The organism is Pseudomonas sp. R37(2017) (assembly GCF_002113375.1).
Lineage (GTDB): Bacteria > Pseudomonadota > Gammaproteobacteria > Pseudomonadales > Pseudomonadaceae > Aquipseudomonas.
The window spans coordinates 363189-379420 of record NZ_NEHO01000005.1; the positions used below are offsets into that span (position 1 = coordinate 363189).

Annotated in this window: 4 protein-coding genes; 3 read left to right on the plus strand and 1 reads right to left on the minus strand. The window is 61.2% G+C overall.

Annotated elements, in window-relative coordinates; genetic code table 11:
- Positions 1–235: 235 nt before the first annotated feature.
- Positions 236–13234, plus strand: coding sequence for a non-ribosomal peptide synthetase (locus CAG47_RS11835; protein ID WP_085725029.1), 12999 nt, complete (start codon positions 236–238; stop codon positions 13232–13234).
- A 67-nt stretch (positions 13235–13301) separates the two neighbouring features.
- Here the strand turns inward: CAG47_RS11835 and CAG47_RS29235 are convergent, their stop codons facing one another.
- Entirely contained in the window at positions 13302–13649 is a 348-nt protein-coding gene (locus CAG47_RS29235; RefSeq protein ID WP_085725030.1) for a LuxR family transcriptional regulator, read from the minus strand.
- A 376-nt stretch (positions 13650–14025) separates the two neighbouring features.
- Here CAG47_RS29235 and CAG47_RS27865 point away from each other — a divergent pair, with 376 nt between their 5' ends.
- Positions 14026–15078 carry a hypothetical protein gene (locus CAG47_RS27865; RefSeq protein WP_143515835.1) on the plus strand — a complete coding sequence of 351 codons (1053 nt, stop codon included), beginning with the start codon at positions 14026–14028 and terminating at the stop codon, positions 15076–15078.
- 564 nt (positions 15079–15642) lie between these two features.
- Entirely contained in the window at positions 15643–16152 is a 510-nt protein-coding gene (locus CAG47_RS11850; RefSeq protein WP_085725032.1) for a CS1 type fimbrial major subunit, read from the plus strand.
- The last annotated feature ends 80 nt before the right edge of the window (positions 16153–16232 follow it).

A 16232-nucleotide genomic window follows, 5' to 3' on the forward strand; every position in this document is an offset into this window, starting at 1 on the left:
TGAGAACTGCGACACGCTGACGCACTTCAGCCCGCCTGGTGCTCGTCTAATTATTTCAGGACGTCATCCGTTCTGATTGGTAATTGGCACAGCGCAATCCCCACAACCCTGTAGGAGCGAGCCCGATCGCGATGGTCGTCAACGATGACGATGGGCGCCTGACACCCCCGCAGCGTTCTCCAGATGTTCGCGAGCAGGCTCGCTCCTACCAAGCCGAAACCAGGCAGGAAACCTCATGACTGACGCATTCGAACTCCCCAGCACAATGGTCCAAGCCCTTCAGCGCCGCGCGGTCCTGACGCCGGATCGGGTGGCCTTGCGTTTTCTTGCCGAGACCCCGGAGCATGCTGTGGTGCTCAGCTATCGCGAGCTGGATCAACGGGCGCGGACGATTGCCGGCGCAGTGCAGGCCCAGGCGGATTTTGGCGACCGCGCCGTGCTGCTGTTCCCCAGTGGTCCGGACTATGTCGCGGCGTTCTTCGGTTGCCTGTACGCCGGCGTGATCGCAGTGCCGGCCTATCCGCCGGAGTCGACACGCCGTCATCACCAGGAGCGCCTGCTGTCGATCATCAGCGATGCGCAACCGCGCTTGCTGCTGACCAGTGCCGGCCTGCGCGATGCCTTGCTGGACATCGAAGGGGCGCCGCCGTTGCTGTGTGTCGATACCCTTGACGCTGCGCTGGCCGAGCGCTGGGTCGCAGCGGATTTGCACAGCGATCACATCGCCTTCCTGCAATACACCTCCGGCTCCACCGCGCTGCCCAAGGGCGTGCAAGTCAGCCATGGCAACCTGGTCGCCAATGAGTTACTGATTCGCCATGGTTTCGGCATCGACCTGAACCCCGACGACGTCATCGTCAGCTGGCTGCCGCTGTACCACGACATGGGTCTGATCGGTGGCCTGCTGCAGCCGATTTTCAGCGGTGTGCCGTGCGTGCTGATGTCGCCGGCGTACTTCCTTGGCCGGCCGTTGCGCTGGCTGGAGGCGATCAGCGAATACGGCGGCACCATCAGCGGCGGGCCGGATTTTGCCTATCGCCTGTGCAGCGAGCGGGTCAGCGAGTCAGCCCTGGAACGGCTCGACCTGAGTGGCTGGCGCGTGGCGTATTCCGGTTCCGAACCGATTCGCCTCGACACCCTTGAGCGCTTCGCCGAGAAGTTCGCGACCTGCGGCTTCACCGCAGACAGCTTCATGGCCTCCTACGGTCTGGCCGAAGCCACGCTGTTCGTGGCCGGTACACCCCGTGGCCAAGGCATCGGCAATTTGCGCGTGGACGATCCGGCCCTGACGCAAAACCGCGTCGAACCGGGTGAGGGCAGCGCGATCATGAGTTGCGGCATCAGTCAGCCTGACCACGCTGTGCTGGTTGTCGATCCGGTGTCGCTCACTGAGGTGGGCGACAATGCAGTCGGCGAAATCTGGGCCGCCGGACCGAGCATCGCCCACGGCTACTGGCGCAACCCTGAAGCGACCGCCGAGACCTTCGTCCAGCATGCCGGCCAGGCCTGGCTGCGCACCGGTGACCTGGGCTTCATGCGCAACGGCGAACTGTTCATCACTGGGCGCCTGAAGGACATGCTGATCGTGCGCGGGCACAACCTGTACCCACAGGACATCGAGCAGACCGTCGAACGTGAAGTGGAGGTGGTGCGCAAAGGGCGCGTCGCCGCGTTCGCCATCAACGTGGACGGTCAGGAAGGCATCGGCATCGCTGCGGAAATCAGCCGCAGCGTGCAGAAGATCCTGTCACCCGACGGGTTGATCAAGGCCATTCGCCAGGCCGTTGCCGAGGCTTGTCAGGAAGCGCCGAGCGTGGTGGTACTGCTCAATCCGGGCGCGCTGCCCAAGACCTCCAGCGGCAAACTGCAACGCTCGGCGTGCCGCAGTCGCCTGGTAGACGGCAGCCTCGACAGCTATGCGGTATTCCCGTCGGCCAACAGCGAAAGCGCAAGCCGGATCGAGTCGGGCTCGGAGCTGCAAAGTCTGATCGGCCGCATCTGGTGTGAGCAGTTGCAAGTCAGGCAGGTGGGGGCCGACGATCACTTCTTCCTGCTCGGCGGCAACTCCATTGCGGCCACGCAAGTGGTCGCGCGTCTGCGTGAAGAGCTGGGGCTGGAGTTGAACCTGCGCCTGCTCTTCGAAGCACCGACCCTGGCGGCATTCGCCGATGAAGTGGCCCGCCGGCAACAGGACGGGGGGCTGGCCCAGGGCGCGATCACCGCGCTGTCGCGCCAGCAACCGATGCCGCAATCGCTGGCACAAAACCGGCTGTGGATCACCTGGCAACTCGATCCGCAGAGCAGCGCCTACAACATTCCCGGTGCCTTGCGCTTGCGTGGCGAGTTGAATGAAGAAGCCTTGCGCGTCAGTTTCCAGCAGTTGATCGAGCGTCATGAATCCTTGCGCACACGCTTTTTCGAGCGTGATGGCGTAGCGTTGCAGCAGGTCGATCCGGCCGCTGGGTTCAACCTGCAAATGATCGACATCAGCGACCTGCCGGTGGCCGAGCGAGAAGCTCGAGCGCTGCAAATCCGCGAGGACCAAGCGCGTACCCGGTTCGATCTGGAGCAAGGCCCGCTGCTGTGGGTGACGCTGGTGCGCCTCGCCGACGAGGATCACCAGTTGCTCGTGACCCTGCATCACATCATTGCCGATGGCTGGTCGCTGAATGTGCTGATCGACGAGTTCTCGCGCCTGTACGCGGCCGCTTCCCAGGGTCAGCAAGCGCTGCTGGCGCCACTGCCGACCCAGTACGCCGATTACGCTAGCTGGCAGCGTCAATGGCTGGCACAAGGGGAAGGCGAACGGCAACTGGCTTACTGGAAAGCGCAGTTGGGCGACGAGCAGCCCGTGTTGAGCCTGGCCACCGATCATCCACGCTCGGCACAACAACGGCGCAGCGCTGCGCGCCACACGGTGCGTCTTGGCGCGACCCTCAGCGACGCCATTCGCCAGACCGCCCAGGCCCATGAGTCCACACCGTTCATGCTGTTGCTCGCGGCGTTTCAGGCGCTGTTGCAGCGCTACAGCGGTCAGCGGGACATCCGCATCGGCGTGCCCAATGCCAATCGTCCGCGCCTGGAAACCCAAGGGCTGATCGGTTTCTTCATTAACATCCAGGTGCTACGCGCGCAGGTGGATTCGCGCCTGCCATTCGTTGAATTGCTGGCACAAACCCGACTCACCACGCTGGATGCCCAGGCCCATCAGGACCTGCCGTTCGAACAACTGCTGGAAGCCTTCCCCCAGGCCCGCGAACAGGGTTTGTTCCAGGTCATGTTCAACCACCAGCAACGGGACCTGAGCGCCTTGCGCCGGCTGCCGGGCTTGTTGGCCGAGGAGCTGCCGTGGCATAGCCGCGAAGCCAAGTTCGATTTGCAATTGCACAGCGAAGAAGACCGTAATGGTCGCCTGACCTTGTCCTTCGATTACGCCAGCGAGTTGTTCGATACCACGACCATCGAGCGCCTGGCCGAGCATTTCGGCAACTTGCTGCACGCCATCTGCGAGCAACCGACCAGTGCCATCGGTGACCTGCCATTGTTGACGGCTGTCGAGCAGCGACAGCAATCGGAGTGGGGGACCGCGGTGTGCACGGCGGCCAACCAATGGCTGCCCGAATGGCTCAACGAACAGGCGCGTCAGACGCCGCAGCGCACCGCGCTGGTGTGGGAGGGCGGCAGTCTGGATTTCGCCGAATTGCACGCCCGGGCCAACCGCCTGGCCCATTACCTGCGTGACAAAGGCGTCGGTCCGGATGTCTGCGTGGCGATCGCCTGCGAGCGTTCGCCGCAACTGCTGGTCGGCCTCCTGGCGATCATCAAGGCGGGGGGCGCCTACGTGCCACTCGATCCGGATTACCCGGCCGAGCGCCTGGCCTACATGCTCAGCGACAGCAGAGTCCAATTGCTGCTGACGCAAAGCCGATTGCTGGAGCGCTTGCCGGCGCCTGATGGCGTCAGCGTGATCGCCATGGACGCCTTGCATCTGGAGAACTGGCCAAGCCAGGCGCCGGGGCTGCATCTGCAGGGCGACAACCTCGCCTACGTGATTTACACCTCCGGTTCCACCGGCCAGCCAAAAGGCGTCGGCAACACCCACGCGGCGTTGGCCGAGCGCCTGCAATGGATGCAGGCCACCTATGGCCTGAACGAAACCGACGTGCTGATGCAAAAGGCGCCGATCAGTTTCGACGTGTCGGTGTGGGAGTGCTTCTGGCCCCTGATCACCGGCGCACGTTTATTGATAGCCGGACCCGGCGAACACCGCGATCCGCATCGCATCGCACAGCTTGTGCAAGAGCACGGCGTGACCACGTTGCACTTTGTGCCGCCGCTGCTTTCACTGTTCATCGACGAACCGCTCAGCGCGCAATGCACCAGCCTGCGCCGGGTATTCTCCGGTGGCGAAGCCTTGCCCGCGGAGCTGCGCAACCGGGTGTTGGCGCAACTGCCGGCGGTGCAATTGCACAACCGCTACGGACCGACCGAAACCGCGATCAACGTCACCCATTGGCATTGCTCCCGCCTCGACGGCGAACGTTCGCCGATTGGCCGGCCATTGGGCAATGTGATTTGCCGCGTGCTCGACAGCGATCTCAATCCGGTTCCGGTCGGCGTGCCGGGCGAACTGTGCATCGGCGGCATTGGTCTGGCCCGTGGTTACCTCGGTCGTCCGGCGTTGACCGCCGAACGCTTCGTGGTCGATCCCTTGGGTGGGCCGGGCGAACGCCTGTACCGCACCGGCGACCGGGTGCGCTGGACGGCGCACGGCGTGATCGAATACCTGGGCCGCCTCGATCAGCAGGTCAAACTGCGCGGGTTCCGCGTTGAGCCGCAGGAAATCGAAGCGCGTCTGTTGGCCCAGGACGGCGTTGCGCAAGCCGTGGTGCTGGTGCGCGAAACCCTGACCGGAGCTCAGTTGATCGGTTACTACAGCGCTGCGGACAATGCCGGGGGTGAAACCGATCAAATCGCTCGCCTGAACAGCGCACTGGCCGCCGAATTGCCGGAATACATGATCCCCGCGCAACTGATGCGCCTGGATGCAATGCCCCTCGGCCCAAGCGGCAAACTCGACCGCCGCGCCTTGCCGGAACCGCAATGGCAGGTGCGCGAACACGTCGAACCGGTGTCTGGACTGGAACGGCACATCGCCGGAATCTGGCGCGAAGTGCTGGGCCTGGCCCAGGTCGGCCTGGGCGATGATTTCTTTGCCCTGGGCGGCCACTCATTGCTGGCCACGCAAATCATCTCCCGTACCCGTCAGGCCTGCGACGTCGAGTTGCCGCTGCGCACGCTGTTCGAGCACAGCGACCTCGGCGCGTTTGCCGAGCAGGTTCGCTTGCTCCAGTCCAGCGGCAGCAGCAACAAACAACCGCCGATTGAAAAGGTCGACCGCAGCCAAGGGGTGCCACTGTCCTATTCCCAGCAGCGCATGTGGTTTCTCTGGCAGATGGAACCGGACAGCCCGGCCTACAACGTCGGCGGCATGGCGCGGCTGCGCGGCGTGCTGGATGTCGCGTGTCTTGAAGCGGCGCTGCAAGCCTTGATCATGCGCCACGAAACCCTGCGCACCACCTTCCCGAGCATCGACGGCGTCGCCCGTCAACAGGTGCACGCTCAATCCGATGTGCGCATGGCGTGGAAGGATTTCACCGCGCTGGATGCCGAAGGCTGCGAGTGGCAGGTCCAGCAATTGGCCGACGACGAAGCGCACCAGCCCTTCGATCTGGAAGCCGGACCGTTGCTGCGCGCCTGTCTGGTCAAGACTGCCGAGCAGGAACACTACCTGGTGCTGACCTTGCACCACATCGTCACCGAAGGCTGGGCGATGGACATTTTCGCCCGGGAACTCAGTGCGCTGTACGAAGCCTTTGTCGATGAGCGCGAATCGCCCCTCGCGCCATTGCCGGTGCAGTACCTGGATTACAGCGTGTGGCAGCGTCAGTGGCTGGAGTCCGGCGAGCGTCAACGCCAGCTCGATTACTGGACCGCGCAACTGGGTCGCGAACACCCGCTGCTGGAGTTGCCGGCCGACCGTCCGCGTCCGCCGGCGCAAAGCCACCAGGGGGAGTTGTACCGTTTCGACCTGAGCGATGACCTCGCGGCACGGGTACGCGCCTTCAATGCGCAGCAGGGCCTGACGCTGTTCATGACCATGACCGCCGCCCTGGCTGTCGTGCTGTACCGCTACAGCGGCCAGACCGACTTGCGCATCGGTGCGCCGGTGGCCAACCGCATTCGCCCGGAAAGCGAAGGGCTGATCGGGGCCTTCCTCAACACCCAGGTGCTGCGTTGCCAGCTCGACGGGCAAATGTCCGTCGGCGAATTGTTCGAGCAGGTGCGCCACACGGTGATCGAAGGCCAGTCCCATCAGGACCTGCCGTTCGATCATCTGGTGGAAGCCTTGCAGCCACCGCGCAGCGCTGCCTACAACCCGCTGTTCCAGGTGATGTGCAACGTACAGCGCTGGGAGTTCCAGCAAAGCCGTACTCTGGCCGGCATGACGGTCGAGTACCTGGTCAACGATGCGCGTGCGACCAAGTTCGACCTCAACCTGGAAGTCACCGACCTCGACCATCGCCTGGGTTGCTGCCTGACCTACAGCACCGATCTGTTCGACGAGCCGCGCATCGCCCGCATGGCCACGCATTGGCGCAACGTGCTGGAGGCGCTGATCGCCGATCCGCAGCAACGCTTGAGCGAATTGCCGCTGCTGGACGCTGGTGAACAACAGAATCTGCTCGACAGTCTGGGTGTCGAACCGGGTGAGCATCGGCTGGACCAGTGCATCCATCACCTGTTCGCCGAGCAAGCCTTGCTGCGCAAGGATGCTCCGGCCCTGACCTTCGCCGGGCAGACCCTGAGCTATGGCGAACTCGACAGTCGCGCCAATCGCCTGGCCTGGATGCTGCGCGAGCGCGGTGTCGGGCCGCAGGTTCGTGTGGGTCTGGCGCTGGAGCGTTCGTTGGACATGGTCGTCGGCCTGCTGGCGATCCTCAAGGCCGGTGGCGCCTATGTGCCGCTCGATCCGGAATACCCGCTGGACCGCTTGCATTACATGATCGAAGACAGCGGCATCGGTCTGCTGCTCAGCGATGCCGCGATGTTCAAGGCCCTTGGTGAGTTGCCGTCAGCGGTGGGTCGCTGGTGCGTGGAAGAAGACGCGGCCAGGCTTGCCAATTACCCGGCCACCGAGTTGCCGTCGATCAGCCAGGCGCAGCATCAGGCCTATCTGATCTACACCTCGGGCTCGACCGGTAAACCCAAAGGCGTGGTGGTGTCCCACGGCGAAATCGCCATGCATTGTCGCGCGGTGATCGAGCGCTTCGGTATGCGCCCGGACGACTGTGAACTGCACTTCTATTCGATCAACTTCGACGCCGCCACCGAACGCTTGCTGGTGCCGCTGCTCAGCGGCGCGCAGGTGGTGTTGCGGGCGCAAGGGCAGTGGGACGCACAGGAAATCTGTGGCCTGATCCGTCGTCACCACATCAACGTCCTCGGTTTCACCCCGAGCTATGGCAGCCAGTTGGCGCAGTGGCTGGCAACGCAAAATGAAATCCTGCCGGTGCGCATGATCATCACCGGCGGCGAAGCGCTGAGCGGCGAACACCTGGCGCGCATTCGCGCAGCGTTCGCGCCGAGCCAGTTCTTCAACGCCTATGGCCCGACCGAAAGCGTGGTCATGCCGCTGGCCAGCCTTGCGCCTGAAGTGCTGGAAGAGGGCGCCGGCAGTGTGCCGATCGGCAGCGTGATCGGCGACCGCGTGGCTTACATTTTCGACGCCGATCTGGCGTTGGTGCCGCAGGGCGCGACCGGTGAGCTGTACGTGGGGGGCGCTGGTCTGGCGCAGGGGTATCACCAGCGTCCGGGCATGACCGCTGAACGCTTCGTGGCCGACCCGTTTGCCGCCAATGGCGGGCGTATCTACCGTACCGGCGACCTGGTTCGCCAGCGCGACGATGGCCTGGTGGAATACCTGGGGCGGATCGACCATCAAGTGAAGATTCGCGGTTTCCGCATCGAATTGGGCGAGATCGAAAGCCGTTTGCTGGAACACGAATCGGTCCGTGAAACGGTGGTGCTGGCCCTCGATACGCCGAGCGGCAAGCAACTGGTCGCTTACCTCGTCAGTGACATCGCCGGGCAGAGCGATGCGCAGCAAAGCGCATTGCGCGAAGCCCTCAAGGCACACCTGAAATCGCAGCTGCCCGATTACATGGTGCCCATGCACCTGATCCTGTTGGCCCGCATGCCACTGACCGCCAACGGCAAACTCGACCGTCGCGCACTGCCGGCACCGGACCCGGAGCTGAATCGTCAGCAGTACGTGGCACCGGGCAACGAGCTCGAAGTCACGCTGGCACAGATCTGGTGCGAAGTGCTGAACGTCGAACAGGTCGGCCTCGACGACAACTTCTTCGAACTGGGCGGCGACTCGATCCTGTCGATCCAGGTGGTCAGCCGGGCGCGGCAGCAGGGTATTCACTTCAGCCCGCGCGACCTGTTCCAGCATCAGACCGTACGGACCCTCGCCGCCGTGGCCACCCGCACCGAGCAGATCAGCGCCGAACAAGGCCTGATCATGGGCGAGTCGCGACTGACGCCAATCCAGCACTGGTTCTTCGACACGGATATCCCGCAACGCCAGCACTGGAACCAGGCGTTGTTGCTGCAGCCGACGGCACCTCTGGAGTCCCACCGCCTGGAGCAAGCGCTGCTGGCGCTGATCGAGCAGCACGACGCCTTGCGTCTGCGCTTCAGCCGGATCGCCGGTCAGTGGCAAGCCCGGCATCAGCCGATCTGCGACGTGCCGGTGCTGTGGCAGGTGCGCGTTTCGTCGATGGATAAATGCCCCGCCCTGTTCGCCGATGCCCAGCGCAGCCTCGACCTCGAAGAGGGGCCGCTGATGCGCGTGTTGCTGGTCGATGGTCCCGAGGGCCAGCAACGGCTGTTCATCGCGATTCACCATCTGGTCGTCGATGGTGTTTCATGGCGCGTACTGCTGGACGACCTGCAAACCGCGTACCGCCAACTCGACGCGCGGCAGTCGGTGAAACTGCCGGCAAAAACCAGCGCTTTCAAGGACTGGGCTGCACGCTTGCAGGCCTATGCCGGCAGCGAGTCCCTGCGTGAGGAACTGGGCTGGTGGCAGACCCAATTGGCCGGACCGAGCGCCGAACTGCCGTGCGACCGCCCGGACGGCGGTCGACAGAATCGTCATGGGCAAACCGTCAGCGTGCGCCTCGACAGCGAGCGCACCCGGCAATTGCTGCAACAGGCGCCGAGTGCCTATCGCACTCAGGTCAACGACCTGTTGCTGACCGCATTGGCCCGGGTGCTGTGCCGCTGGAGCGGTCACGCATCGGTGTTGATTCAGCTGGAAGGCCATGGCCGCGAAGCGCTGTTCGAGGACATCGACCTGACCCGCAGCGTGGGCTGGTTCACCAGCGCCTACCCGTTGCGCCTTGCCCCGTCGAACATTGAAGAGGCAGCGGGGCAGGGCGCTTCGATCAAGGCGATCAAGGAGCAACTGCGCGCCGTGCCGCACAACGGCCTGGGTTATGGCGTGCTGCGCTATCTCGCCGATGACCTGAGCCGTCAGGGCATGGCCGAGTTACCGGTGGCGCCGATCACCTTCAACTACCTGGGACAGTTCGACCAGAGCTTTGCTGCCGATGCGCTGTTCCATCCGCTGGATGAAGCCATCGGCGCGGCCCACGATGCCAATGCACCGTTGCCCAACGAGCTGAGCGTCGACAGTCAGGTGTATGGCGGTGAACTGGTGATGCGCTGGACGTTCAGTGCCGAACGCTACGATGCGCAAACCATCGATGATCTGGCCGGTGCTTACATGGGCGAGCTGCAAAGCCTGATCGAACATTGCCTGCGCGACGATGCCGGTGGCCTGACACCGTCGGACTTCCCGCTGGCGCAGCTCAGCCAGACGCAACTGGATGCGCTGCCGGTTCCGGCTTCCGTGATTGAAGATGTCTACCCGTTGACACCCATGCAGGAAGGCATGTTGTTGCACACCTTGCTGGAGCCTGGCACCGGCCTGTACTACATGCAGGACCGCTATCGCATCGACAGCGAGCTCGATCCGCAGCGTTTCGCCCGGGCCTGGCAAGCGGTGATCGCCCGCCACGAAGCGTTGCGCGCGTCGTTCTGCTGGAACGTCGGCGAAGACATGCTGCAGGTGATCCACAAGCCGGGCGGCACGCCGATCGAGTACCTCGACTGGAGCGACGTGGCCGAAGCCGAGCAAGAGCCGAAGCTGCAAACCCTGCTCAAGACCGAACGCGAGGCGGGTTTCGACTTGCTCAACCAGGCACCCTTCCATCTGCGCCTGATCCGGGTCGGTGCGGCGCGCTACTGGTTCATGATGAGCAACCACCACATCCTCATCGATGCCTGGTGCCGTTCGCTGTTGATGAACGATTTCTTTGAAATCTACAGCGCCCTGGGCGAAGGCCGGGAAGCACAGCTGGCGGTGCCGCCGCGCTATCGCGACTACATCGCCTGGTTGCAACGCCAGAGCCTGGCCGAAGCGCGGCAATGGTGGAAAACCAACCTGCAAGGCTTCGAACGGACCACGCCGATCCCCAGCGACCGGCCAATCCTGCGCGAACATGCCGGCGACAGCGGCGGCATGATCGTCGGCGACTGCTACACAAGGCTCGACGCCCGTGACGGTGCGCAATTGCGCGAGCTGGCCCAGGCCCACCAACTGACCATCAACACCTTCGCCCAGGCAGCGTGGGCGTTGGTGTTGCGGCGCTTGAGCGGTGATCGCGACGTGCTGTTCGGCGTCACCGTGGCCGGACGTCCGGTGGACATGCCACAGATGCAGCGCACCGTCGGCCTGTTCATCAACAGCATCGCGCTGCGGGTGAAAATGCCCGAGGACGGCCAGCGTTGCAGCGTGCGTGAGTGGCTCAACGGATTGCTCGACAGCAACATGCAACTGCGCGAGTACGAATACCTGCCGCTGGTGAACATCCAGGAGCAAAGCGAACTGCCCAAAGGCCAGCCGCTGTTCGACAGCCTGTTCGTGTTCGAAAACGCCCCGGTGGAAGTCTCGGTGCTGGACCGTGCGCAGAGCCTCAACGCGACCTCGGATTCGGGCCGCACCCACACCAACTTCCCGCTGACGGCGGTGTGCTATCCAGGCGATGACCTGGGCTTGCACCTGTCCTACGACCAGCGCTACTTCGAGCAAGCCACGGTCGAGCGCATGCTCGCTGAGTTCAAGCGTTTGCTGCTGGCGCTGGTGGACGGTTTCCATGACGACATGGCCGACCTGCCGTTGCTGGGGGCGCAGGAGCGGGATTTCCTTCTGCATGGCTGTAACCAGAGCGAACAGCAATATCCGCTGGAGCAGAGCTACGTTTCATTGTTCGAAACCCGGGTCGCCCGGCACCCGCAGCGGATCGCCGCCAGTTGTCTTGACCGGCAGTACAGCTATCTTGAGTTGAACGAGCGCAGTAACCGTCTCGGCCATGCGTTGCTGGCCGCCGGTGTCGGTCGGGACCAACCGGTGGCCTTGCTGGCCGAGCGCAGCCTCGAGTTGCTGGGCATGATCATCGGCAGCTTCAAGGCCGGGGCGGGCTATCTGCCGCTGGACCCGGGTTTGCCGAGCCAGCGCCTGAACCGGATCATCGATCTGAGCCGCACGCCATTGCTGGTGTGCACGCAAGCATGCCGTGAGCAGGCGCAGGTCTTGCTCGACGAGTTCGGCTGCGCCAGTCGGCCACGACTGCTGGTCTGGGAGGAAGTCCAGGCCCTTGCGCTCTCGGCGGATAATCCGGGTCTCTACAGTGCCCCGGACAACCTGGCCTACGTGATCTACACCTCCGGTTCCACCGGCTTGCCGAAGGGCGTGATGGTCGAACAGCGCGGCATGCTCAACAACCAGTTGAGCAAGGTGCCGTACCTGAACCTGAGCGACGCCGATGTGGTCGCGCAAACCGCCTCGCAAAGCTTCGACATTTCCGTCTGGCAGTTCCTCGCCGCGCTGTTGTTCGGCGCACGGGTGGACATTGTGCCGAACACCATCGCCCACGATCCCCAGGGCTTGCTGGCGCATGTTGCGACCCAGGGCATCACCGTGCTGGAAAGCGTGCCGTCGCTGATCCAGGGCATGCTCGCCCAGGAGCGCATGGACCTCGACGGCCTGCGCTGGATGCTGCCGACCGGTGAAGCGATGCCACCGGAGCTGGCGCATCAATGGCTGCAGCGCTATCCGGACATCGGCCTGGTAAACGCCTACGGTCCGGCGGAGTGCTCGGATGATGTGGCGTTTTTCCGTGTCGACATGGCATCCACTCGCGGCAGCTACCTGCCGATCGGCACGCCGACCGACAACAACCGTTTGTATTTGCTCGACGGCGCGTTGGAACTGGTGCCGCTGGGCGCGGTGGGCGAGTTGTGCGTCGCCGGCACCGGCGTCGGTCGCGGCTATGTCAGCGATCCGCTGCGCACGGCACCGGTGTTCGTGCCGAACCCGTTCGGTGCGCCGGGTGAGCGTCTGTATCGCACCGGTGACCTGGCTCGCCGGCGCAGCGATGGTGTGCTGGAGTATGTCGGCCGGGTCGACCACCAGGTGAAGATTCGCGGCTACCGTATCGAGCTGGGCGAAATCGAAGCGCGTCTGCATGAGCAACCGCAAATCCGTGACGCAGCGGTGGCTGTGCAGGAAGGCGTCAACGGCAAGCACCTGGTTGGTTATCTGGTCACGGCCGATACTTCGCTTGATTCAAGCGAGGAACTGGAGCGAATCAAGCGGCGACTGCGTGCCGAACTGCCGGAGTACATGGTGCCGCTGCATTGGCTGTGGCTGGACAAGCTGCCGCTCAATGCCAATGGCAAGCTGGATCGCAAGGCGCTACCGGCGCTGGAGATCGGCCAACTGCACAGCCAGGACTATGCCGCGCCGCGCAATGACCTGGAGCAGACCCTCGCCGACATTTGGGCCGAGGTGTTGAAGGTCGAACAGGTGGGTATTCGCGACAACTTCTTCGAGTTGGGCGGACATTCGCTGCTGGCCACGCAAATCGCTTCGCGGGTGCAGAAAACCCTGCAACGGGATGTGCCTCTGCGGGCGATGTTCGAATGCAGCACGGTGGAGGAATTGGCCGGGTACATCGACGGGTTGGCGGCCAACGACATCACCGGGGAGAAGGTGGATCGTTTGAATGATTTGATGGCTGAGCTGGAAATGAACTGAAAGCCAATAGTTCACGGAAAATCCGGATGCTGCCCCACGGGCACGTCCGCAGCCGCCGGAACACAGTTCATACGCAACTGACGCTTGAACCCCGCCCTTTTTTCCGAGAGGCAGCCTGTCTGGTTTCAGTCGGGCCCTCTCGGTCCTTCAATTCGACCAGCCCCAGTTCCATGGCCTTGACCAGCGCCAGCCAACGCGAGCTGACGCCGAATTTTCTACGAATATTGCAGAAGTGATAATTCACCCCCGCCTCAGAGCAATTGAGGATCCGTCCGATCTCCCAGGACGATTTGCCCATGGCACACCACTTCAGGATTTCCTGCTCTCTGGCGGAGAGTTTCGGGGGGATCGCGTAGCCGAGTGACTGGGTGGGCGGTGTTTCAGATCGGAACTGGGCTGGGCTCGCAGTGTACATGGCTGGTCTCCCGGGGTAGGGCGCCTTGGAGGGCGGTGTGTAACTCGAGGAGTCTTTTATAGCGCGATTCGGGGTGGTTGGAACCTGTAAGAAATACCAGTTCGGTACGCTGTATTCGTGGGCTGTTTGCGAGTGCAGTGGAATCGATCATCCAGATGTTCAGGTCGACGGATGCTTAAGGCCATTTCTGCGCTGGGAAAGGTTGACGTGACAGTCTGTTCAAATGACGACGCAGTCGCTGCAAGTTATTCGAAGTTTCCCTAGCAGAACTGATAGTGTGCTTGGAGTCAGAGTTGTGTGTAAATATTGATGTATTTCATTAGTCTGAAATACGGGAGGTCGATTTATTTTTTAGTTTATTATGAAGGGATGAAAAATGACTAATTTAGTGAGCGATTTCGCAATTAACAATGCGCTTCAAATCAGAACGGATTGGGTGGATTATTATGCCGTAAAGGTCAGCTGGCCAGTTTCAGACGAATTTACTGAATATCGTCTTATGGGGGCGCCAGGATTGCCTATTAATCTACCTGAGAGTGAAATAACGCTAACTTCGTTGAGCCCGGATACGTTGTATCGGCTCTCTCTTTATGGAAAGAAGCCCAATGGTCAATGGAGCGGTCAGGGGCCTTTTCATGAGGTCAGGACAAAAAGTACTAAGCTTGAACTTTGGGTAACCGACGTTACAAAGACATCCTTCAAGTTGAATTGGCCAGGTGACACGCAACGAGTGAAAGTGAAAATTGATGATGGTCCGGAAGAGACTCATCATAGTTCGAATCGTTGGAAAATAGTTAATGCAAGGCCTGGTCAGTCAGTAAAGTGTAGTGTTAGGTTGGATAATGCACTGGAATGGAATAATCTTAGTTTTACGATGCCTAGAGACCTGCCGACCGCACCTGCCTATTTAGGTAAGTTTGAGCACACCATCAATTCGGTTTTGTTGCATTGGGGCCCGGGATCGGTCGATGGTGGTAAGATTCTTTACCGAGTGCGGCGCGATGAACTAGTGCTTGAAGAAACAGAAGATACTGCTTACAGGGATTTAACCCCAGAGCAAGGCAATACTTATGTTTATAGCGTCACTACAGTTGATGATCAGTACAACGAATCGGAGCGGACTACACTGGAGCTCAGCTTCGGTGATGTGACCGCACCCACTGAACCATCAAACTTGAGAACCACTGATCTTAACCTGCAAGTGCTCTGGGATCCGGCGTATGATTCATCCGGACAGGTTAAATACCATGTTTATCTGAATGGTGACCATAAGGGAACCACGGATGAGACGGCATTTTCCATTACCGAGATGGAGTCAGGGAAGCGCTATCAGATCTGTGTAGAGGCTGAGGATGCTTCCGGTAATAAATCAGAACAAGTATGTACAAGCTATCCGCCCATCGGCATTCCTTTAAAGCGCAAGCAGTAACCGTGTAACGCCGTTGGTTTTGCGTGTTTGACTCAGTCCCGATGTTCAGGCATCGGGACTTTCTGTGCTTTGGGTCTGCTCCATCGCATGCCTTGCCAATCGATGACAATCGTAAAAGTCCTTCTTTCAACTCGATGTGTGTTTGCGCCTTGACTGACACACCGAATACCACGTCCCTTCTCGATCTGCCCGTACGCAGATGCGCCCTTCGCTCGGCCACCCATCTATAGGTGCGCTTCGGTTTTCGAACCCTGATCCTCCCTGTGCTTGATAACGCCGATACCCCTTCTTTTAAGGTTGCCAGCCGAATTCTCGCCCCGTGCGTTTGTAGCGAAAACACCTACAAGCAGTAAGCAGAAGCTGTGGAAGCGTCCTCTTTAGGTAGAAGGATTAATCCTACAAGCAGAGCAGACAACTCTTGCATACCCGTCCTTCAGAAAGCACGAAGATGCGCCCCGTTGAAATGCAATGCCAACTCTCTTGGTTGGCATGACAAACCGGTGCTGGACTTTCGTCACTTGGCTGAAGCTTGCACTTTTACTTGGCTGTTTAAAGGTGAATCTAATGTTTAAGAAAGTTGCAATGTCTACCTCTGTGCTGGCTTTGGCCTTGGCTTCTTCGGCTGCACTGGCTGTTCCCCAGCAACATGATATTACTGTAGTTGCTGATATTCCGGGTGCTGATTTTTATGTGCAACCGGAAGACATGAGCACCATTCGCGACGAGCAACGCCTGCTTTGGAATCAGACGACTTCGAAGTTGGAAGGTATTTCCCGGATGTTCAAGGTCAAGAGTTCCGTGGGTGCTGCGGCAGGTCCTGAGGTTGAGGCGACTCTTTTGGAAGCCGCTGAAATTGTGGATATTGCCAATCCGAATAACAAGATCAACTTGAATGTAAGCTTCAATGGTCGTGCATTGACGACTGTAGGCACTCCTGTCGTGGTTGTTGACAGTGGCGATGCGACAACTGAAATGCGAGCGCCTCTGGCAATTACCCCAGTTGAGCCAGCCGCCCCAGGTTACGTTGAAGGTAACTATCGCGGTTTCGTTAAAGTGATGTTCGACGCGCCTTGATGGTGAGTGGACTCTAGCTGTCAGTACGTTGTTTGTGTGGCCGGCACTCTATGCCGGCCGCATTCTTCCTTGCACATGCA

Excerpts from the sequence above, each read along its gene's own strand:
- CAG47_RS29235 (WP_085725030.1), bottom strand. The coding sequence starts at position 13,649 with ATGTACACTGCGAGCCCAGCCCAGTTCCGATCTGAAACACCGCCCACC.
- CAG47_RS11850 (WP_085725032.1), top strand. The coding sequence starts at position 15,643 with ATGTTTAAGAAAGTTGCAATGTCTACCTCTGTGCTGGCTTTGGCCTTG.
- CAG47_RS27865 (WP_143515835.1), top strand. The coding sequence starts at position 14,026 with ATGACTAATTTAGTGAGCGATTTCGCAATTAACAATGCGCTTCAAATC.
- CAG47_RS11835 (WP_085725029.1), top strand. The coding sequence starts at position 236 with ATGACTGACGCATTCGAACTCCCCAGCACAATGGTCCAAGCCCTTCAG.